This is a genomic window from Magnetospirillum sp. WYHS-4 (assembly GCA_039908345.1).
In the GTDB taxonomy this organism is placed as follows: Bacteria; Pseudomonadota; Alphaproteobacteria; order Rhodospirillales; family GLO-3; genus JAMOBD01.
This window is the reverse complement of record JAMOBD010000003.1, coordinates 32,328-53,048: the sequence shown is the minus strand read 5'-3', so window position 1 is coordinate 53,048 and position 20,721 is coordinate 32,328. Positions and strand designations below refer to the sequence as shown.

General features: G+C 67.2%; 14 protein-coding genes. 4 read left to right on the top strand and 10 right to left on the bottom strand.

Annotated features, from left to right (window positions below; all coding sequences use genetic code 11):
* Window positions 1-82 precede the first annotated feature (82 nt).
* Together H7841_02285 and dctP are read left to right on the top strand one after the other, a co-directional pair.
* Complete coding sequence (locus H7841_02285; GenBank protein MEO5335711.1) at window positions 83-2,188, top strand: adenylate/guanylate cyclase domain-containing protein; 2,106 nt, start codon at window positions 83-85, stop codon at window positions 2,186-2,188.
* 10 nt (window positions 2,189-2,198) lie between these two features.
* Window positions 2,199-3,245 (top strand): TRAP transporter substrate-binding protein DctP, encoded by a 1,047-nt coding sequence (gene dctP / locus H7841_02280; protein MEO5335710.1) that lies wholly within the window; start codon window positions 2,199-2,201, stop codon window positions 3,243-3,245.
* Window positions 3,246-3,268: 23 nt separating this feature from the next.
* Here dctP and trmB read toward each other — a convergent pair whose 3' ends face one another.
* The gene (trmB, locus tag H7841_02275; GenBank protein MEO5335709.1) at window positions 3,269-3,976 is read right to left on the bottom strand and encodes a tRNA (guanosine(46)-N7)-methyltransferase TrmB; all 708 of its coding nucleotides are present in this window, start codon (window positions 3,974-3,976) and stop codon (window positions 3,269-3,271) included.
* Complete coding sequence (gene metK, locus H7841_02270) at window positions 3,973-5,148, bottom strand: methionine adenosyltransferase (protein MEO5335708.1); 1,176 nt, start codon at window positions 5,146-5,148, stop codon at window positions 3,973-3,975. Before metK ends, trmB begins: the two co-directional genes overlap by 4 nt.
* 252 nt (window positions 5,149-5,400) lie before the next feature.
* On the opposite strand from metK, the gene purE reads away from it, so the two are divergent.
* Window positions 5,401-5,889, top strand: coding sequence for a 5-(carboxyamino)imidazole ribonucleotide mutase (purE, locus tag H7841_02265; GenBank protein ID MEO5335707.1), 489 nt, complete (start codon window positions 5,401-5,403; stop codon window positions 5,887-5,889).
* On the opposite strand, the gene H7841_02260 is transcribed toward purE, so the two are convergent.
* From H7841_02260 to H7841_02250, 3 genes are all read right to left on the bottom strand, one after another.
* Window positions 5,886-6,629, bottom strand: a complete 744-nt coding sequence (locus H7841_02260) for an MBL fold metallo-hydrolase (protein ID MEO5335706.1) — start codon at window positions 6,627-6,629, stop codon at window positions 5,886-5,888. The genes purE and H7841_02260 overlap by 4 nt on opposite strands.
* A 195-nt stretch (window positions 6,630-6,824) precedes the next feature.
* Window positions 6,825-8,759, bottom strand: a complete 1,935-nt coding sequence (locus tag H7841_02255; GenBank protein MEO5335705.1) for a carbohydrate kinase family protein — start codon at window positions 8,757-8,759, stop codon at window positions 6,825-6,827.
* Between the two features lie 8 nt (window positions 8,760-8,767).
* On the bottom strand, window positions 8,768-9,493 hold the full coding sequence (locus tag H7841_02250; GenBank protein ID MEO5335704.1) for a TerC family protein: 726 nt from the start codon (window positions 9,491-9,493) through the stop codon (window positions 8,768-8,770).
* A gap of 317 nt (window positions 9,494-9,810) precedes the next feature.
* Between H7841_02250 and H7841_02245 the strand changes: the two genes are divergently transcribed.
* The gene (locus H7841_02245; protein MEO5335703.1) at window positions 9,811-10,140 is read left to right on the top strand and encodes a helix-turn-helix domain-containing protein; all 330 of its coding nucleotides are present in this window, start codon (window positions 9,811-9,813) and stop codon (window positions 10,138-10,140) included.
* 6 nt (window positions 10,141-10,146) lie between these two features.
* On the opposite strand, the gene H7841_02240 is transcribed toward H7841_02245, so the two are convergent.
* The 5 genes from H7841_02240 to H7841_02220 all read right to left on the bottom strand — a co-directional run bounded on the left by H7841_02240 (window position 10,147) and on the right by H7841_02220 (window position 20,542).
* Window positions 10,147-11,379, bottom strand: a complete 1,233-nt coding sequence (locus H7841_02240; protein MEO5335702.1) for an ABC transporter permease — start codon at window positions 11,377-11,379, stop codon at window positions 10,147-10,149.
* The gene (locus H7841_02235) at window positions 11,376-12,092 is read right to left on the bottom strand and encodes an ABC transporter ATP-binding protein (GenBank protein MEO5335701.1); all 717 of its coding nucleotides are present in this window, start codon (window positions 12,090-12,092) and stop codon (window positions 11,376-11,378) included. The genes H7841_02240 and H7841_02235 overlap by 4 nt, the downstream gene beginning before the upstream one ends.
* The gene (locus H7841_02230) at window positions 12,092-13,477 is read right to left on the bottom strand and encodes an efflux RND transporter periplasmic adaptor subunit (protein ID MEO5335700.1); all 1,386 of its coding nucleotides are present in this window, start codon (window positions 13,475-13,477) and stop codon (window positions 12,092-12,094) included. The genes H7841_02235 and H7841_02230 overlap by 1 nt, the downstream gene beginning before the upstream one ends.
* Before the next feature lie 70 nt (window positions 13,478-13,547).
* Window positions 13,548-15,623 carry a penicillin-binding protein 1C gene (gene pbpC, locus H7841_02225; GenBank protein MEO5335699.1) on the bottom strand — a complete coding sequence of 692 codons (2,076 nt, stop codon included), beginning with the start codon at window positions 15,621-15,623 and terminating at the stop codon, window positions 13,548-13,550.
* A gap of 2 nt (window positions 15,624-15,625) precedes the next feature.
* On the bottom strand, window positions 15,626-20,542 hold the full coding sequence (locus H7841_02220; GenBank protein MEO5335698.1) for an alpha-2-macroglobulin family protein: 4,917 nt from the start codon (window positions 20,540-20,542) through the stop codon (window positions 15,626-15,628).
* Between the last annotated feature and the right edge of the window lie 179 nt (window positions 20,543-20,721).

Below are 20,721 nucleotides of genomic sequence, written 5' to 3'. Positions count from 1 at the left end.
CACCATGGATCACTCTCGTGTCAGGTTTTTCTTGCCAAGCCATGCCGCCCTTATTCTATGATGGTGGATATGGGAGGGGGCCGTGGACAAAGTGCGCATCAGGCTCCGTATCGGAATCACCGGGCTGTTCACGGCGGCGCTCGTTCCGTTGACAGTGCTCATGGTGACATTTCTCTACCGGCAGAATGCAGGAATGGCCCGTGAGTTGGCGGTCCAGTCCATGGATGTTTCCGGGCGCGAGGTGTCGGAGAAGATCGAGACGATGATCGACGGTATATCGAAGTCGGTCGATGTCGCAGCGGCGTTCGGACGGGTCGAGGGGGAGAGGTTGCGACGTCCCGACGCCTTGCGTCCCCTGTTGTCGCTGTTGGAGGCGATCCCGGAGGCCTACAGCGCCTATTTTGGTCTGCACGAAGACGGAAGTTTCTATCAGGCCATCCGCCTTTCGGCCGGAATCGAGCGCTTCGGCTTCAAGAAGGAGAAGCCGCCGCCTTCGGCAAAATGGGTGTTGAGGGTCCTCGACTCCAGTTCCGGGGAGCGCCGCGACACCTACATCTACCTTGAGGATTGGGGCAAGGTGGTCAAGATCGAACGGGCGGAACCCGCCTACGATCCGCGAATACGTCCCTGGTACCAGGACGCCTTGCCGACGGAAAGGACGGTCGGTACGGACGTCTATCTCTTTCAAAGCACCGGAGCCCCCGGAATCACCCTGTCCAAACGCGTGCGAACCGACGATGGGGCGATCCTGGGAGTGTTCGGAGCCGACCTCTCGATTTCTGCCCTGTCGGAATTCCTGAGCGCGAGGCAGGTGGGAAAATCGGGCATCACTTTCGTCCTGGACGAAAAGGGACAACTGATCGGCTTCCCCACAACCGAGAAAATCACCAAGATGAACGACGGAAAAGTGTCATTGGTCATGGGGGAAGAGATCGACGATCCGGTCGTGCCGGACGCCATCCGGCGTTTCCGCGGGACCGGCGAGATGCAGTTCAACCTGCCCTCCCGGCATGACGCTTCCACCGTCTGGATGGCGAGATTCATCCAGTTGCCGGAACGGGCCGGCACGAAATGGACGGTTGGCGTGGTCGCCGCCGAAGACGATTTCGTAGGACCGGTCAAGAAGGCCAGCCAGATGACGGTAGCCATCGGCTTCGTGTTCGTCATCCTCGCGATGGGTTGCGTTTTCTGGCTGACGCGCTATCTGGTCCGCCCCATCCTGGCCCTGATCGGAGAAACCGAACGTATTCGCAAATTCGAACTCGGGGCTCCGGTCCTGATCCATTCCAGGATCGTCGAGATCGATGCCCTGATCGCTGCGGTGCGCTCCATGAAGGCCGGCCTGTCCAGTTTCGGCAGCTACGTTCCCAAAACCCTGGTGCACAACATCATCAGTTCGGGCAGTGGCACATCCATCGGCGGGACCCGACGTTCGCTGACCGTCATGTTCTCCGATCTCCAGGGCTTCACATCGGAATCCGAAGCCATGGAGCCGGAGCAAATCCTTAAATGGCTGTCGGGCTATTTCGAATGCCTGTCGGGGGTTGTCGCCCGCCATCACGGAACGATCGACAAGTTCATCGGCGACGCCGTCATGGCCTTCTGGAACGCGCCGATGGACGACCCCGATCATATCCGGAACGCTTGCCGGGCCATGCTCGACGGCCAGAAGGTCCTGGCCCGGCTCGCCGAGAATGGGGGCGCGTCGCTCGTCACGCGCATGGGCCTGCATACGGGGCAGGCGGTGGTCGGCAATGTCGGCTCCAGCGACCGGATGCAGTATACCGCCTTGGGGCCGATGGTGAATCTGGCTTCGCGCATCGAGAGTCTCAACAAGCAGTTGGGAACGACCCTTCTGGTCACGGAACCGGTGGTCGCGGCGGTTCGCGACCATTTCACGTTCCGGCCTTTCGGCCCGGTCACCGTGGCGGGAACGTCGGTTCCCCTACCCGTCTACGAGTTGCTGGGAGAATGCGGCGAAGAGCCCAAGTCCCTGGCCGTTTGGATGGAGGCTTTCCGGGCATACGAAAAGCAGGACTGGGAACTGGCCATCCAAGCGCTCGGACGCTACGAAGCCGTCTGTCCAGGCGACAAGGCGGCGGCCCTGCTGATGGCGAACGCAAGGCGTTTCGCCGTCGAAGGCGCGCCTGCGGATTGGGACGGCTCCCAGCGGTTCGCCAGCAAGTGAAGGGGGAATCATGACGTCGTTCCGGAAGTGCGTGGCGGGGGGCCTTCTGGCTATTTCCATCTTCGGCCTTCCGCTTGTTTCGCGCGCGGCGGAAACCATCGAGTTGCTGCTGGCCCACGATCAATCGCAAGTGCCCGACAATACCTCTCTGGCGGTGGTCGCGGACGAATTTCGGAGGCAAGCTGGTGAAGTGTCTGGGGGCCGGATCAAGGTCGATATCCTGCCGAACTCCATGCTCGGAACCAACCGTGACATGGCTCTCCTGGTAGAGAGGAACGTTCTGCATTCGGCCGTGGTGCCGATCGGCGCGGCGGCATTCGTCTTCCCTCCCATGCTCGCGGCGGCCGTTCCATTCTCCTTCGAGAGCGTCGATGTGGCGCGCGCGGTAATGAACGGCCCGTTCAGGCAACGTCTGAACCAGGCGATGGCGGCGGGCACCAACTTGCGGCTTCTGGGATTCGTCGACGTAGGAGGATTCGATATCGTAACCAACTTCGACCGCGATATCGAATTCCCCGACGACATGTGGGGCCTCAATATCCTGTCTTCTCCCGACCTTCCCGAGATGGATGCCCTTATCAAGGCGACCGGCGCCAGGGCGGTCAAGGTATCGGCGCGGGAAAAATTCAACGCCCTGGGGTCGCACGCGCTCGATGGGCAAACGGGCACCATTGATCTTGCCCTGGCGCAAGGACTGTCCGCCGTTCAAGGTCATGCGACCCTGACCAACCATTTGTACGCTCCTTACGCTTGGTTGTTTTCGAGATCAGCGCTCGATGCGCTGGCGCCTTCCGATCAAGCGCTGATCTTGAAGGCGGCCGAAACGGCATTGTCCAGGACACTGGAAAGGACGATTGCCGCCGAGAAGGCGGGGACGAGCTTGAGTGCGCTATATCAGGCGATGAAAGTCCGCGTTCTTTCTTTGGATGAACGCGAGAAATTCCGCGCTGTCATGCAGCAAGCCGGCGAACAGGCTATTCTCTCCTCGCTCGGCCCGGACGGCGTGCGCCTTGTCGAGGAGTTCAAGGATGCCGTTCGGGCGGCGCGGAGCCCCTGATCCGGGCGCGGTTCGTTCTGTATCTAGCTGGAATATCCACGCGTCTTGCGTCGGAAGGACAGATAGAGGCAGGCGGAGCCGGTCAGGGCTTTGGCCTCGTAGCGGGTGGGGAAGCCGTCGGCCGGGCGGCGGCGCCAATCGTCGGGGCGCTCGGCCGTCCATTCGAAGGCCGGATGCCGGCCGGCATGGAACAAGGTCCAGCGGACGTAATCCATATGGTCGGAGGCGAAGCGCAGTTCCGCCCCGTCCTTCAGCACGCGCGCCATCAGGTCCAGGTTGGGCGGCGAGACGAACCGCCGCCGGTGGTGGCGTCGCTTGGGCCAGGGGTCGGGGAACAGCACGAACAGGCGCCCGATGCTGGCCTCGGGCAGGGCGGTCAGCAAAGGGCGAGCATCGTCGTCCAGCAGGCGGACGTTGTCCAGGTCGCCTTCGTCTATCAGATGCAACAGGCTGGCGACCCCGTTGACGAAGGGTTCGCAGCCGATGAAGCCGATATCGGGATGGGCCTTGGCCTGTTCGGCCAGATGCTCGCCCCCGCCGAAGCCGACTTCGAACCACAGGTCGGCGAGGGGCCGAGAAAACAGGCCGGCCGGGTCCAAGACGCCACCGCCTGCGGGTACGGGTACCCGCAGGCGGGGCAACAGGGTATCGACCAGACGGGCGCGGCCGGGCTTCAGCTTGTGGCCCTGCCGACGCCCGTACCAGTTCAGGCGGTCGCTGGCCTCGCTCACTTGGCGCCGAAAGTCCGCTTCAGGCCGTCCACCAGATCCAGCTTTTCCCAGGAGAAACCGCCGTCCGCGTCGGGCGAGCGGCCGAAATGGCCGTAGGCCGCGGTGCGGGCGTAGATGGGGCGGTTGAGCTTGAGGTGCTCGCGGATGCCGCGCGGGCTCAGGTTGACCATCTCCTGCAGGGCGGCGGACAGCTTGTCCTCGTCCACCTGGCCGGTGCCGTGGGTGTCGATATAGACCGACAGCGGCTTGGAAACGCCGATGGCGTAGGCAAGCTGGATGGTGCAGCGGGCGGCCAAGCCGGCGCCGACCACGTTCTTGGCCAGGTAGCGCGATGCATAGGCGGCCGAACGGTCGACCTTGGTCGGGTCCTTGCCCGAGAAGGCGCCGCCGCCGTGCGGAGCCGCGCCGCCGTAAGTGTCGACGATGATCTTGCGGCCCGTCAGGCCGGTGTCGCCGTCGGGGCCGCCGATGACGAAACGGCCGGTGGGGTTGACGTAGAATTCGGGCTCGGCGCACATCCAGCCGTCGGGCAGGACGTTCATCACGTGCGGGCGGACGATTTCGCGCACATCGTCCTGGGTCAGGTTGGCGGCGTGTTGGGTGGAGACCACCACCGAGGTGGCGCCCACCGGCCTGCCGTCGACGTAGCGGAGCGTAACTTGGCTCTTGGTGTCGGGCTCCAGCCCCGGCTCCGAGCCGGTGTGGCGGGCGTCGGCCAGGGAACGCAGGATGCCGTGCGCATAATGGATCGGGGCCGGCATCAGTTCGGGCGTCTCGTCGCAGGCATAGCCGAACATGATGCCCTGGTCGCCCGCGCCTTCATCCTTGTTGCCGGCGGCGTCGACGCCCTGGGCGATGTCGGCCGACTGGGAATGGACGTGCACCTGCACGCGGGCCTTCTTCCAGTGGAATCCGTCCTGCTCGTAGCCGATTTCCTTGATGGCCTTGCGGGCCACGTCTTCCAGCATTTCATGGGTGATGGAAGCGGGGCCGCGCACTTCGCCGGCCAGGACCACCAGGTTGGTGGTGCAGAGCGTCTCGACCGCGATGCGCGCATGGGGATCGGCGGTCAGGTAGGTATCGACGATGGCATCCGAAATGCGGTCGGCGACCTTGTCCGGATGCCCTTCGGACACGGATTCGCTGGTGAACAGGTAGTCCTTCTTCGACATGGCTGACCCCTCTCGCTAGGTAAGGTTACGTCCTGTTGGACCCTCGGGGCCTCGCCGTCCGTCGGTGAGCCCACTTAGCCGGCGTTTTGCGTGGTGGCAAGCGGTCCAAATCCGTCCACGGCGGACGATACCGTCCGCGGCGGCTCTTGTTGCAGCCTTTTCGGCAGGCGTCAAGGGGCCTGGAAACGCCTTGCGCCGGAAGCCCTCCTGCCTATAATCCGCCCCTTCCGCGAGCCAAGGGAGCCTGAAGACATGAGCGATTCCCCCGTCATCGGCATCATCATGGGCAGCCAGTCCGATTGGTCGGTCATGCGCCACGCCTCCGAAACCCTGAAGGAATTCGGCGTCGCCCACGAATGCCGGGTGATTTCCGCCCACCGTACCCCCAAGCGCCTGGAGGAATACTGTGCCTCGGCGCGAGAGCGCGGCCTCAAGGCCATCGTCGCCGGGGCCGGCATGGCGGCGGCCCTGCCCGGCGCGGCGGCGGCGATGACGCCGCTTCCGGTGCTGGGGGTGCCCATGGAAGGCAAGGTGATGGGCGGCCTGGATGCCGTGCTGGCCATGGTGCAGATGCCGGCCGGCATCCCGGTGGGGACCCTGGCGGTGGGCAAGGCGGGGGCGGTGAACGCGGCGCTGCTCTCGGTGGCCATCCTGGCGCTTTCCGATCCCGGCTTGGCGTCCAGGCTGGACGACTTCCGCGCCCGCCAGACGGCGGGCGTTCCCGAAGTTCCCCAGGACTAACCGATTTCCACCACCCTGCCGTCCGTGGCGTAGTCCAGGGTGACACGCTGGAGATGGGCGAGCATTTCGGGGCCCAGGTGGGTGAGGATGGTCCGCCGCGCGCCCAAGTGGGGCAGGCGTTCCGACAGGGTCCGGTAGTCCAGGTGGTTGGGCGTGCGGGGTACGAACCAGTAGCATTCGGCGATCAGCAGGTCGGCGTCGCGCGCGACCTCCGGCAAGCGGTCGGTCCACCCGGTGTCGCCCGTGTAGGCCACCACCTTGCCACCGATTTCGACGCGCAGTGCCGTCGGATTGACGTCCGGCGAATGGACCACCGGATAGGGCGTCACTCCCATTCCCATCACCTCGTGGCGGGTTTCGGGTGTCATCTCCAGGAAGGTCAGGTCGAAGAGCGCTTGGCGTTCCCACATGCCGGCGAACAGGGCCTCGCCGGCCCGGCGCACCCGCTCCTCAGTTCCTTCGGGGCCGGCAACCGTCAGGGGTCGCTTGCGGTTGCTGGCCACCAAGGCGTCGAGGACGAACAGGGGCACACCGCCGAAATGGTCGCCGTGCAGGTGGGTGAGCAGGATGGCGTCGACGGAGTTGGGATCGAGACCCTGTCCCTTCAGGGCCGACAGCGAGGTCATGCCGCAGTCGATCAGGCAACGGCGTTCGCCATCGTCGGCCAGGATGCAAGTCTGCATCCGCCCGCCGCTGCCGAACGCATCTCCGGAGCCGAGAAACCGTAGGCGCACCGTCATGGGGGAAACCATAACCGGGTCTCGGCACGCTCGCAATCGCCACGCCCTTGCCAAGGGCGAAGAATATTTCCAGCGTGCCCTGGTCCGCATCGACGATGCCTTGCGAGCCCTTTATGGCGCTGAGGAGGTAAGCCTCCAGAAGCTGTCCGCCACCTTCCGGAGCCGCAATCTCCGTCCATGTTCCGCCGCCCGACTTCAGCCCACCCGGAACACCCCCGCCAGCAGCGCATCCAGGCGGAGAATGAGCTGGTCGGTCATCTCGCGCTCGAAGTCCTCGCGGGCCGTGGCGCGGGCGCGCCCGACGCGGTACTGGGGACCCTGGGCGCGGATGATGTAGTCGCGCATCGCCTGGCGCTGGATTTCCAGGGTCTGTTCGCGCGACACCCCGAAGCCGCGGGCATGCCAGACCAGGCGTTCGTCCACGTTTTCCATGGCGAAGTGCCAGAACTTGATGTCGGCGAACCATTCGGCGAAGTCCTCCGACGACAGGATCTCCAGCACCTCCAGCAGGGTGGCGCGCATGACATAGACGCCGTCGTGGCCGGTCAGGTCCTCGACCAGCACCCCGTCGCGATGGCCGGGGCCGTCCTGGTTGCCAACTTCCAGGGCCAGCAGGTTCTGTTCGGCGAAGCGGCTCATTTCATCCGGTTCCACCGCCCGCATGGCGGCCTTGCCGCGGCCCTTGGGATTGGTGGTCAGGCGCGGCACCACGCGCACCAAAGGTCCCAGCGGATACTCGCCGCTGCGGCTCGTCTGGGCCAGGCGTTCGACGGCGGCGCCGGCCCCGGTGATCTCGGGTTGCTCGGGGTCGGAAGGATCGCCGCCCAGGATCAGCACCAGCACGTTGCGCCGGGGTCCGCGCGGGTTCACAAGGGCGGGGCGGATCTGGCAGACGTTGCGTTCGAAGGTCTCGTGCTTGCCGACGAAAGCGTTGGACGCCTTGGCCTTGGCATAGGCGAATTCGACGAAGCCCTTGTCCTTTTCCGTCAGGTTGGGCCGCGGGCGCTGGTAGATGATGCCGGCGATGTAGTGGGCGAAGTTGACCGCCTCGTTCAGCTTGAAGGGCACCCCGCGCGCCAGCAGGAAGGCGGCGATGGAAGCGGCGAAGCCGTCGCCGCAGCCGGTGTCCTCGCGCACGGCCGGATCGACCTCGATGGAGTTCTCCTGGATCAAGGGCGAGTAGACGAATTCCACCCGTCCGCCGCGCGCCTTGCGGGCCAGGCTGGCCCCCTTGGCGCCGTCGGTGATGACCACGTGGTTGGCGCCGTCTTCCAGCACGCGGCGGCTGATTTCCTTGGCATACATGATGCGCAGTTCGGTGGCGTCCTTGTGGCGGCGCTTCAGGGGCTCGAAGCCGAAGAACTGGGCGGCTTCCGCCAAGTTCAGGCTGACCACGTCGGCGATCGCCAGGAAGCTGCGGTATTCGGTGTAGAAGCGCTTCAACTGGTTGCCGCCCACCAGCCAGAACACCGACAGGCCCTTGTCCTTCAGCTTGCGCGCCAGGACGTAGTCGAACTTGGGCGAATCCACCGGCTCCTGCCCGACGAACAGGAAGGCGTCGCCCTGGCCGTAGAAGTCCTTCTCCACCTGCCAAAGATCGACCTTGTCCTTGTCGTAGGCGGGGCCGCGTTCGGTGAGGATCAGCTTGTCGAAGCCCACGTCCTTGAACACCAGAGAGGTGCGCGAACGGCCGGGCACGGTGGTTTCGGGGAATTCGTCGGCGGCGTCGGCCCATGTCAGGTGGCGGATGTCGGGCCGGCGGTCCTCGCGGTCGCAAAGGATGGGCAGGACGACTTCCAGATCCTTGGCCAGGTTGCACAGCCCGCCGCCCAAGGTGCGGACGAAGCCGCCGCTGTCGGCATCGGGGACGAACAAAGTCTCGCCGCCGGCCAAATCGAGGGCCACCTCGTAGCCGCCGTCCCGTCTCTCGACGGCATCCACCGCCACCTTGACCCGGTCGGGCGCGCGCGAGCGCAGCGCCTCCAGATCATCTCGCAGCTTCCCCGCCACCTTGGCCGCGTAAAGATCGACGGTCTGCGAGCGGACCAGGGAAACCAGGACCTTGTCCGGCTTGCCGTTGATCTGCCGGATGGCGTCTTCGCGTCCGGGCACCGAAGGCTTTCCCGCCATGTCGTCTCCTATTCCGCCGCTTCGCGCTTGCGCCGGCCTCGGGAGGCCAGCACGTTCATCGCCTCGGTGAAGATCGAAAATGCGATGGCGAAGTAGATGTATTCGCGCGGGATGTGGAAGTGGAAGGAATCGGCCACCAGGGCCAGGCCGACCAGCAGCAGGAAGCTCAAGGCCAGCATCTTGGTGGTGGCGTGGCGCTGGATGAAGTCTCCCACCGGGCCGGCGGCGAACATCATCACCAGGATGGCGACCATGATGGCGGCGACCATCACCGGCAACTGGTCGGTGAGCCCGACGGCGGTGATGATGGAATCCAGAGAAAACACCAAGTCCATTATCATCATCTGCACGATGGCCATGGCAAATCCGGAATACTTGGAATCGCCGTGGCCTTCGCCATGGCCCTCCACCTCGTTGTGGATTTCGAGCGTGCCCTTGACCATCAGGAACAGCCCGCCGAAGAACAAGATGATGTCGCGCCAGGAAAAGCCGATGTCGAACAGGGTGAACAGCGGGGCGGTCAGCTTGGTCGCCCAGACCAGGGTGTAGAGCAGGGCGACGCGCAGGACCAAAGCGCCGGTCAGGCCGATCTTGCGGGCGAGCGGCCGCTTTTCCGGCGGCAGCCTGGCCGAGATGATGGTGAGGAAGACCAGATTGTCGATCCCCAGCACGACCTCGAGCGCCGCCAGCGTGAGAAAGCTGAGCCATACCGCGGGATCGAACATCCACTCCATCGCCACCCTCCTTGTCCTGACGGGCCGCAAGATACCTCGAACGGCGCGGGATGCAAACCGGCTTCCGCCGGGCTGCCCTGCCGACGGACAATCGACGGGCTTGGAGAATGTCGTTCTCTGGCCTACACTGAGACGATGGAGTTCGAGTGGGACGGATCGCGTTGTCGAATCCGATGACCGGCTCGACTATGGCGAGGCGCCCCATCGTATCCTCGGACGGATCGGTAGCCGTGTCTTCGTGGTCGTCTACGCGGCGCGCGGCAATCGGTTCCGGCTCATTTCGGCCCGCAAGGCCAACGACAGGGAGGTTCGGCGCTATGTCGCGAGTCCGCGTGGTCCTGACACTTGACGGCATGCAACCGGCAGGGCGGATCGACGAGGCGAAGGTGGATGCGACCACCGAATCCGATCTCGTTCGGCAAGCCGAACAAGACGAGGAACAGGCTAGGCGCGATGCCGCCAGCTACGCCCGCCGCGTGCGTCGCCGCACCGGCCTGACCCAGGCCGCTTTCGCGGCACGGATCGGCGTTCCCGTCGACACGATCCGCAATTGGGAGCAAGGCAAGCGTTCCCCGGCCGGACCGGCCAAGGCCCTGCTGCGCGTCCTGGACCACGCCCCGGAAACCGCCCTGGCGGCTTTGGAATAGGGGGCATTACTCGTAGCGCAAGGCCTCGATGGGTTCCAGGCGGGACGCCTTGCGCGCCGGATACCAGCCGAAGAACATGCCGACCAAGGCGGCGAAGCCGAAGGCCAGCAGGATGGCGAAGGAAGGAATCGCGATCGGCCATTGGGCCACCTTGCCGACGATCCCCGCCGCCCCCAGGCCCAGCCCGATCCCCACGGTCCCGCCGATCAGCGACAGGGTGGTGGCTTCCACCAGGAACTGGGCCATGATGTCCTTTCGCCGCGCGCCCACCGCCATGCGCAGGCCGATCTCGCGGGTCCGTTCGGTGACCGAGACCAGCATGATGTTCATGATGCCGATGCCCCCCACCACCAGGGACACCGCCGCCACCGCCGCCAGCAGGTAGGTCATCACCTGGGATGCCGCCTGGCGGGCCGCCAGCACTTCGGACAGGTTGCGCAGGAAGAAGTCGTCGTCCTGCCCCGGCTGCAGGCGGTGGCGCTGGCGCAACAGGTTGCGGATCTGGTCCTCCGTCGCCTTCATGTCGGCGCCTTCGCGCACCTTCACCGCGATGCCGTTGACCGCCCGCTGCTTGGCCTGGGTGGCCCCCAGCAGGCGCTTGCGCGCGGTGGTGATGGGCACCAGGATCACGTCGTCCTGGTCCTGGCCGATCATGCTCTGGCCCTTGCGGTCAAGCACGCCCACCACCAGGAAGGGAACCTTGCGCAGCCGGATGGTCTGGCCGACCGCCTCCCCGTCGGGAAACAGGTTCCTCACCACCGTCTGGCCCAGCAGTGCCACCTTGGCGGCCCCGTCGATTTCATCTTGTTGCAAGGGCCGGCCGGCGGTCACCTCCCATTCGCGGGCGTCCAGGTATTCGGGGGTGACGCCCTGGATCACCGTCGACCAGTTCTGGTTCCCCGCCACCGCTTGGGCGGAGCCCCGGTTGCTGGGCGCGGCCACCTGGACCTCGGGGATCTCGCGCTGGATGGCGTAGGCGTCGTCTTCGCTGATGGTGAGCTGGCTGCCCGATCCCAGGCGCACGCCCCCCGAAGTCACGGTCCCCGACAGCAGCACCAGCAGGTTGGACCCCAGGCTCTTGATCTGCTCCTGGATCTGGGACTGGGCGCCGGTGCCGATGCCGACCATGGCGATCACCGCGCCAACCCCGATGACGATGCCCAGCATGGTCAGCGCGCTGCGCAATGCGTTGACGCGCAAGGCCCGCAGCGCGACGGGCAGGCTGGCGACCAGGTTCATGGCGCCTTTCCCCGCTGGGCGTCCGCCGGATCGGGGTTGATCCGGTCTTCCACCAGCCGCCCGTCGCGGAAAACCAGGATGCGCCCGGCAAAGGCGGCGATGTCGGCCTCGTGGGTGACCAGGACGATGGTCAGCCCCTGGCGGTTCAGGGCCTGGAACAGGGCCATGATCTCCACCGAGGTGCGGCTGTCGAGCGCCCCGGTGGGTTCGTCGGCCAGCAGCAGGACGGGATCGTTGACCAGGGCGCGGGCGATGGCCACCCGCTGCTGCTGGCCGCCGGAAAGCTGGGCCGGCTGGTGATGGGCGCGATCCGCCAGCCCCACTTCGGCCAAGCGGGCCAGCGCCAGTTCGCGCCGGCCGCTGCGGGGCGGATGGGCGTAGACGAGCGGCAGTTCCACGTTGTCGGCGGCGTCCATGCGGGGCAGCAGGTTGAAGTTCTGGAAGACGAAGCCGATGCGCCGGTTCCGAATCGCCGCCAGGTCGTCCACATCCAGGCACGAGACATCCTCGCCCGCCAGGCGGTAGCTGCCCGATGTCGGCACGTCCAGGCAGCCCAGCAGGTTCATGAAGGTGGACTTGCCGGACCCGGACGGCCCCATGACGGCGACGAATTCGCCATCTTCGATGCGGACGGCGACGTCGCGCAAGGCGGCCACCCGGTGCTCGCCCAGGCGGTATTCCTTGCCCAGCCCGTCGGTCTCCAGCAAGGCCATCAGAATCCGAACCTCGGCCCCGGCGGCGCCTTGGTGGGGGCGGAGGCACCCCCTTCGGTGGCGACGATCACCGCGTCGCCTTCCTTGATGTCGCCTTCCAGCGCCTCGGTGAACTGGCCATCGCCGATGCCGAGGCGCACCGGGACCGCCCGCGTCCCCGCCCCTTCGGGCAGGTGGACGCGGCCTTCGCCGCCCGCCGCCTTGCCGGCTCCCCGGCTCTTGGCGGCAGGCGCCGGTTCGGCGCCCGGCGGGCGGAAGCGCAGCGCCGCATTGGGGATCTTCAGCACGTTGTCGCGGCGGTCGGTGACGATGCGCACGTTGGCGGTCATGCCGGGCAGGAGGTCCTGGTTGGGGTTTTCCGCCGAGACGATGACCGTGTAGGTGACCACGTTCTGCACCACGGTGGCCGCTTTGCGGATCTGGCGCACCTTGCCGGAAAACGCTTGGCCGGGAAGGCTGTCGACGGTGAAGTTGGCTTCCTGGCCGACGCGCACGCGTCCCACGTCGGCCTCGTCGACGCTGGTTTCCACCTGCATGTGGGCCAGGTTTTCGGCGATGGTGAACAGCACCGGGGCCTGCAGGCTGGCCGCCACCGTCTGGCCCAGTTCTATGTTCCTTTGGATGACGGTGCCGCCGACCGGCGCGCGGATGACGGTATGGTCCAGGTCGACCTGGGCCTGGCGCAAAGCGGCTTCGCGCAGGGACACCAGGGCTTGGGCATTGACGATCTGGGCTTCGTTCATCCGCACCGCGGCCTCCATGGCGGCCAGGCTGGCCTGGCGGGCCTGCACCTGGGCGTCGGCCGAGCGGGTGGAGGCGGCGGCGGAATCAAGGGCGGCCTGGGCCTTGTCCCGTTCCGCCTCGCTGATGACGCCTTTCTGGGCCAGGCTGGCTTTGCGTTCCAGGTCCCGGCGGGCTTCGGTGCGCCCGGCTTCCGCCTTGGCCACTTCGGCGGTCCCCGACAGGGCGACGGCGCGGGCCTGCAGGACGTCGGCGCGGGACTTTTCCAAGGCGGCTTCCTGGATGCGCACGCCGGCCCGCGCCACTTCCAGGTCGGCGGCGGCCTGGGCGAGCCGGGTTTCGAGCACGGCGGGATCGAGCCGGGCGATGACCTGCCCGGCTTCCACCTCGGTATTGAAGTCGGCGAGGATCTCGCGGATCTGGCCGGAGATCTGGCTGCCCACCTGGACCGTCACCACGGCGTTCAGAGTTCCCGAGGAGGAAACCGCCGCCACCAGCGGGCCGCGCGTGACCGGCTGGCTGCGAAAACGCGGGGCCTCGCCGCCGTCGCGATGGAGAAAAATGGCGCCGCCGACGATCGACGCAGCGACACCCAGGCCAGCCAGCCAGCGCACCGACTTCGCGGAGAAGGGAAGGTAGGGCATGGAGATGGTCGATCCAGCAATAAACCAGAAGCGCGATCTTACGGTTCTCGGCCAGGCTTTTCCAGTCGCCTCACTGGAGCCGCACCGCCACATGGTCGCTGTGGTCGGCGGCATCGACCACGGTGACCCGGACGAAGCCCGGCCCGTCGGGCAACCACGAAACGGCGTCCCCATGGGGATCGGTGGGCACCGGAAGGCCGTTGACCAGCCAGCGTAGCGGGTTCCTTCCGCCCGCTGCCCGCAAGGGCAGGCGATCCAGCCGTCCGTCGGCCTCGGGAAGCTCGACCACGCCGCCATCGGGCGGGAAGACGATGCGGAGCGGCTGTTCCCCCGGCATCCGGCCTCCTCCGCCTTGCGGCCGGAAGACCCGCAGGGTCGGGGGCAGGTCTTGGGTGGTGGCGGCCAGGAGAGCTTCCGCTGGCGGGGGCACGACATCCAGCCCCTCGCCATCCGGCAGGCGGTCGAAGACCTGGAACAGAAGGGGTGCCGCGGTGTTGCGTCCGTGGTGGCCTGGGCGCGGCGTGCCGTCGGCCCGCCCTACCCAGACCCCGACCGTGTGACTGGCGGTCCAGCCCATGGCCCAGGCGTCGCGGAAGCCGTAGGAAGTCCCGGTCTTGTAGGCAATGCGGCGTCGCGAGCCCTGGGCGGCCAACTGGGCCAGGGAGTCGGGGCGGGCGGCATCGGCCAGGATGTCGGTCAGGTACCAAGCGGAGACGGGCGACATCAGACGCCGGCCTTCCGCCGGGGGATCGTCGGCGAGCCGGCGCGGCGCGCGGGCCCGACCGCCGTTGGCGATGCCGGCATAAAGTGCCGTGAGATCGATCAGGCGGACCCCGAGTCCTCCCAGCGCGACCGGCAGGCCCGGCGCTTCGATAGCCCGCGGCAGGCGGAATTCAGCGCCCGCGTCGCGCAACGTGGCGAGGAAGCGGGAAGGCCCGAGGCGGTCGAGCACGGCGATGGCCGGCAGGTTGTAGGACTGCTGGAGAGCTTCGCGCACGGTCACTTGGCCGTGGAAGCCATCGTCGAAGTTCCTGGGCGCATAGTCGGAAAAGCGCAGGGGGCCGTCCTCGATCCGGGTTTCCGGATGCAGCATCAGGTCGTCGAAGGCCATGCCGTAGACGAAGGGCTTGAGCGCCGATCCGGGCGAGCGCACCGCCCGCGCCAAGTCGATACCCTCGGCCCGTCCGGCCAAGCCGCTGCCGCCCAGGTAGGCCTTCACCTGGCCGCCGGCATTGTCGATGACCACCAGGGCCAGGCTCGCCCCGTCCGGGAAGGCTGCCGCCTGCTGGCGGGCCAGGGTCTCCATACGGCGTTGCAGAGTTCCGTCCAGTGTGGTGCGGATCGCCGCGCCGCCGGGTGCGTTTCGTGCCAGGTGCTCCGCCAAGTGGGCGGCGGCCATAGGCATGGCGGAACGCCGGGACGGCAGCGGCCCGGTCCGCACCGCCTCGACTTCGAAATCCGACAGGAGACCGTCGCGCCGCAGGCGCTCCGCCACCTGGACGGCCGCCACCCGCGCCGCCTCGGGATGAATCTGGGGCTGGCGGCGCGTCGGCGACTGGGGCAAGGCCACCAGAAGGGCCGCCTCGGCTGCCGTGAGGCTGCCGGGCTCCTTGCCGAAATAAGCCAACGAGGCTGCCCGCACCCCTTCCAGGTTGCCGCCCATGGGCGCCAGGGTCAGGTACATGGAAAGGATTTCGTCCTTGGAGAAGCGGGCCTCCAACTGGAACGCCCGCAACGCCTCCGCCAGCTTGGCGCTCAGGCCGCGAGGCCGGGGCTCGAGCAGCCTGGCCGTCTGCATCGTCAGCGTCGAGGCCCCCGAGATCACCCGTCCTTGGCGTGCCCATTGCCCTAGGGCCCGCAGGATCGCCAGGGGATCGACACCGGGATGGGAGAAAAAGCGCTTGTCCTCGAAGGCGACGAGCATGTCGCGGTAGCGGGAGTCCACCGACCCGGCCTGTACGGACAGGCGCCAATATTGGCCGCTGCGGGTACCGAAGGCGCGCAGGATCTCGCCCCTTGCGTCCGTCACCACCCGCGAGGCGTCCGCCAGCCGCGACAGGTCGGGCGGCAGCAGGCGGTCGAACAGCAACGCGATCCCCGCCACCGCAAGGGCCGCCAGAACCGCGATCCGTCCCTTCCGGCCCATGGTCAGGGCACCTTGACCTCGGTCCGGCCGGCCGGGGTGCGGGCCATGAGCTGCGGCCGGTACATGTCCTCGATCACCGCGGCCGGCAGGGTGAAGCGGCCGGGAGTTACGGCGCGCACCAGGTAGGCGGCCTGGAATGTCCTGTCCGTCGATCCGCTTCCCAGGTCGAAGGCGGCGACGAAACGGTCGTCGCGGGCTTCGCGAGTCCGGAGGGGGGAGAGCTTGCCCAGGAACGGATAGGGTGAATGGCCTTCCTCGTCCCGCCGTACGACGGCTTCGATTTCCCAGCCGGCCGGCAGCGGGTCAACCAGCACGGCCTGATGGCCGAATCCGTCGGTCGAGCGGCCCGAAAGACGGACGATGAAACGATCGTTCTGGCGGATGGCCAGAGGGTCGATCTCCTCGCCCTTCAGGTTCAACAATCTCTTTTCAAGGGAGAAGCCCTGGGCGAGAGGCTGGGGGGCCTCCAAGGGGGCGCCGTGGATCACCAGGGATCTCCAGACCGCCTTGTCGCCCGCGTTGGTCACGGCGAATCCGGAGTCGATCTGGGCCGGATTCGGCGTCAGGCTGCTTGGCAACCGGGTCGGTCCAGAGCCGGGGCTCGAAATCGCGAGGTTCCCGGTCTCGCCGGCCGCGAGGGCGGAGGCCGCCCGCAACAGCCAGGCCTTCTCCTGGGTGTTCATGAGCGAGCCGTCGGTCGGCAGCGATCCGAGGCGTTCCAGCAGCCTGGTCGTCACATCGTCCTGCTTGGTTTCGGCCGCCAGAGCCAAGGTGCCGGCGAAATCGCGTAGCCACGTGCCGTAGTAATAGTAGGGGCGCGTGGAATGGCTCGGCCAGCCGGCGGCATCCTTGCCCAGGCGCTGGGCCGCCTCGACGAAGGCGTGACCGGCCCGTGTCCGGTCGCCACGTAGCGCCAGGGCCGCCCCCAACTGGGCCAGGGGCAGGGCTCCGGTCATGGTGGACAACCGGGTATCATGGAGGTAGCGGGAAGCGGCGATGTCGCCCACGCCTTCCCGTGCCTGCAGATAGTGGACATAAGCCCGGTCGCCCAGCTCCAGCGTGTGACGTTCCGCCAGGGTCGCCAAGCGGCCCAGGGCCGCTTTCGCGCCCCGGTCGGGAACCGTGAATCCGAGCGAGCGGGCCCGTAGCAGGAAATCGATGGCATAGGCCTCGACGAACGGTCCGGCGGCGCCGTCTCCGGGTCGCCAGAGGCCTATGGCGCCGTCTTCGTCCTGGCGATCGAGGACGGTGAATACGGCCTGCTGCACCCTTTCGCGGATCGCGTCGCTTCCCGGGGCGGCCTTGGCGCCGATCAGCGCCGGATCGTTGAAGAAGAGCAGCGGAAAGGCGACGCTAACCGTCTGTTCGGTACAGCCGTGGGGATAGCGCGACAGGGATTGCAGCAGTGAAGGCACGTTGAGGCCTTGCAAGCCGCCGTAATTGACCGTCACCGCGACCGTTCCCGGCTCGAAGGGCGCCAAGAGGGCAGGGTCGACCTTGAATTCCTCCCCCTTATCCTGGAGAGCCACCTTTTCCAGGGTGATCGGATAGTGTGGCGAACGGACGGCGATGGGCCAAGAACGCTCCACGGACCAGCCGTCCGGACCGGCCACCGTCACGGCCACCGCGCCGATGCCGCCGCGCAGCCCCTTGATGGCGATGGTTTCCACCTTGCGGCCGTTGACATCCAGTTCGTAGCGGCGCGCCCCGTCCTCGCCCAGGGCTACCGCTCCGGACGCCGAAAGGTCCACCCGGTAGGTGCCGGCCGGGCCGTCCAGATTGTGGGCCAGCAGGGTAAGGCGTCCCTCGTCGCCGGGGGCGAGGAAGCGCGGCAGGGAGACGTCCGCCGCCAGCGGGTCGCGCACGGTGACGAAACCTTCCGCCCGTCCCACCGCCGTCCGGCTGTGGGCGATGGCCATTACCCGCAGGCGCCCGTTGAAGTCGGGCACCGCCAGGGAAACCGTGGCTTGGCCGTTTCCATCCACCTTCACCAGCCCGGAGAACAGGGCGGTGCTCCGGGTGGGGACCACCGGCAATCCCTTTCCGCCGATACCGTCGCCGCCCGACCTCGTCTGGCCCGGCGCATCGATGCCGGCGCGCAGCAGGGAGGCGTAGTCGTCGCGCATTTCGACTCCCAGACGGCGCTTGCCGAAATAGTGGTCGGCCGGGTCGGGGGTGCGGAAGCGGGTGAGTTGCAGGATACCTTCGTCCACCGCGGCGACGGTCATGAAGGCGGTCTCGCCGGACGGAATTCCGCCTATCTTGATGGCCAGGTCCAGGGAACGGCGCGGCGCCATCTTCTCCGGCGCGCCCAGGTCGACGGTCAAGGTCCGGTCGGACGGATCGATCCCCACCCAGGCCAAGCCCATCGCCCGCACGGGGTCGCGGGGCTTCAGCCCCGCGAGGGGACGTACCAGGGTTGCCATCACGTAGGCGCCGCTGCCCCAGTCGGCGCGCACGGGGATGGAAACCTCCACCCCGTCGCGGGGCAGGTCGACGGTCCGGGTCTCGAAGACGCGATCGGACGCCACCATGATCAGCGCCTTGCCGGCGAAGGGGGGACGGATGTTGAGCCGCGCCGTCTCGCCCGGCTTGTATGCGGTCTTCTCGACCGTCACCTCCAGCTTGTCCGGGATATCGGCCGCCTCGACCGTGGCGGCCCAGCCGCCGCGAAAGCGCAAGCTGGTCTGGGCCTGGGCGGCCGGGTCGTGGACGGACAGCTCGTAACGCCGCCAGCCGGCCTTGTGGGCCAGCAGGGCCGGCCTTTCCGTCCCCAGATCGAAGGTGCCAGAGGCCACCACGCGGCGGCGCGCGGTGCGCTCCCAGGTCCAGCGGCCGTTGATCTGGGTCCAGATATGATCGCTCTCCTCCTCGATCACCGAATAGTGCAGGTCCGAACGGGCCACTGGTTTGCCTTCGGCATCAAGGGCGATCACATCGAAGCGGGCTTCCTCGCCTTCCTCGACCCGGCCGTCCTTGAACTGGGGCCGGATGCCGATCAGCAGGTCGGACGGCCGGACCGGAACGCTGAAGTGGGTAGCGGTCAGGCGGCCGCCGGGCTCGACCAGCCCTGCCGTCACCTCGGCCTTGAGCGGCGCCGTGGTCTTGACCTCCGGGATGGACGCCTCCCCACGGGTCTTGCCCTGGGCATCGGTGGGACGGGCGGGAATCGGGAATTCCTCGCCCGCGAAGGCGTCGTCGGCACGGCCGAAACGATAGGCCTTGTAGGCAGGGAATGGGGCCGGATCGCGTACCAGCTTCGCCCTCAGTTCCGCCTGCAGGTCGGCGGCCGGCGCCCCATAGAGGAAGGCCCCGTCCACCTCCACGGCCAAAGGCCGGCCGGGCCGCCCGAGGACGGTTGGGCTGGAGGCGATGACCTTGAGGCGCTGGGGCACGAAGTCCTGAACGTCCACCTGGACCTGCCCCACGGCGGGGGCCTTGGGGTCGAGGAAGGCAGTCAGGGTCCACAGGCCGCGCGACGCATCGCGCGGCAACTCCAGGTCGGCTAAGGCGGCGCCCGATCCCTGGGATTCCAGGGTGCGGCGAGAGAACTCGGTGCCATTGGGGCGGTTGACCACCAGGGTCGTCGGCGGTCCTTCCATGGCGACCGTCGCCGCGTCGCGCAGCAGGACGCCCAGACGGACGGTCTCGCCCGGCCGGTAGATCCCCCGGTCGGTATAAAGGAAGGCGTCGGCGGGGCTCGGTGACGGCCGCCCCCCCACGCCACGGTCCGAGAGATCGAAGGCGGCTCGGCTCAGGCTGGTCAGGGAGAAATCGCCGTCGGGGCCGAAGGCCATCACCTGGGCCGCCGCCAAGCCACCCGCGCCCTTGAGCAAGCCCGGCGGAAAGGCGGCGCCGCCATCCTCGCCGGTCGTCGCTTCGCCCAGGATATCGTTGTTGACCGCCACCAGGTTGAGCCTCGCGCCGGCCACCGGATCTGCCGAGGACAGGCGTCGGACGAAGACCCGCAAGCCGTCCGCCCCTTTGAAGCTGGTCAGGGCCAAATCGGTGTCGACCACAAGGCGATAGGGTTTGCTGCTGTAGCCGTAGACGCCATCGTCGTCGTCGGCGACGCCGCCCTTCGTGTCGAGGATCACCAGATAGGCGCCGGGCTTGCGTTCGGGGATGACGCCGGCCAAGGGAAAGACGGTGCTGATCTGTTCGTTGCGGCGATTGGCGATCGTCAGGTCTCCGGACCAGACCAGGGCCCCCTTGCTCCGATGGATTTCCCGCAATTGATAGCCCCAGATATCGCCGCCCCGGAACAGGTCCTGCCACTCGCGGCCGATCAGCCGCTCGCCGATGCGCAGGACCTTGAGCGCGACCTTGTCCAGGTTGACGGTCTCGATGGCCAGGCCGGAGGTGGTGCCGCGCGGAAGGATATGGCCGGAGCCGGCGAAGGCGGCCGAGGCCGGCTTGTCGCTGAAGGTCACCGGGACCGTCATCGGTTGGGCCAGCATCCCGCCGTCCGCCGCCGGGAGACCCTCGGCAAGGGCGACCTGATAGCGGGCGCCGAAAGGCAGACCGCCCAGGCAGAGCCGGTCGCCCTCGGCGCGTATGGCCGGCTTGGGGTCGGGTGTCAGGCGGACGTAATCTCCATAGGCGGTCTTGCCCGAGGCGTCCAGGCGAGCGGAGAAGGCCAGGCAGACCTCCGCCTGGGGCTTGGTCAGATCGATGTCGTAGCGCTTGAAGGCGAAGGGCGGGGCTTTGTCTTCGGAACGGATGGCGGGAACCGCCGGACCCGGATCGGCTTCCCCCGAAGCCGCGGCCGGCGTCACCTGGATGGATGGGGCCGGGGCTTCCGCCTGCCGGGCGAGCGGCGGCGGAGCAGGGGGCTTCCCGTCCCGCGGCCCCAGGGCCAGGAATCCGGCGCCGACGACCGCCAGGCCAGCCGCCGCAACGATCAAGGAACGCTTCATTTCCAGTCCCCTTCAAGCCAACCACGGTCCACCCGAGGGCGGTCCCATGATAGCCCGACGGGCAGTCCATGAGAACTCGTCATCGCCGAATGGATTCTCCGAAGTCCGGAGTTTTCCCTATGTATTTTGTGGTTATGCTGCGGTTGCGAAGGTCAAGGGAATAAGGTTATAGTGCTGCC

Bases quoted from the DNA above. Each gene is read 5' to 3' on its own strand.
- purE (MEO5335707.1), top strand. From the start codon at position 5,401: ATGAGCGATTCCCCCGTCATCGGCATCATCATGGGCAGCCAGTCCGAT.
- H7841_02230 (MEO5335700.1), bottom strand. From the start codon at position 13,477: ATGCCCTACCTTCCCTTCTCCGCGAAGTCGGTGCGCTGGCTGGCTGGC.
- H7841_02245 (MEO5335703.1), top strand. From the start codon at position 9,811: ATGTCGCGAGTCCGCGTGGTCCTGACACTTGACGGCATGCAACCGGCA.
- H7841_02260 (MEO5335706.1), bottom strand. From the start codon at position 6,629: ATGACGGTGCGCCTACGGTTTCTCGGCTCCGGAGATGCGTTCGGCAGC.
- dctP (MEO5335710.1), top strand. From the start codon at position 2,199: ATGACGTCGTTCCGGAAGTGCGTGGCGGGGGGCCTTCTGGCTATTTCC.
- H7841_02235 (MEO5335701.1), bottom strand. From the start codon at position 12,092: ATGGCCTTGCTGGAGACCGACGGGCTGGGCAAGGAATACCGCCTGGGC.
- H7841_02220 (MEO5335698.1), bottom strand. From the start codon at position 20,542: ATGAAGCGTTCCTTGATCGTTGCGGCGGCTGGCCTGGCGGTCGTCGGC.
- metK (MEO5335708.1), bottom strand. From the start codon at position 5,148: ATGTCGAAGAAGGACTACCTGTTCACCAGCGAATCCGTGTCCGAAGGG.
- H7841_02250 (MEO5335704.1), bottom strand. From the start codon at position 9,493: ATGGAGTGGATGTTCGATCCCGCGGTATGGCTCAGCTTTCTCACGCTG.
- pbpC (MEO5335699.1), bottom strand. From the start codon at position 15,623: ATGGGCCGGAAGGGACGGATCGCGGTTCTGGCGGCCCTTGCGGTGGCG.
- H7841_02255 (MEO5335705.1), bottom strand. From the start codon at position 8,759: ATGGCGGGAAAGCCTTCGGTGCCCGGACGCGAAGACGCCATCCGGCAG.
- H7841_02240 (MEO5335702.1), bottom strand. From the start codon at position 11,379: ATGAACCTGGTCGCCAGCCTGCCCGTCGCGCTGCGGGCCTTGCGCGTC.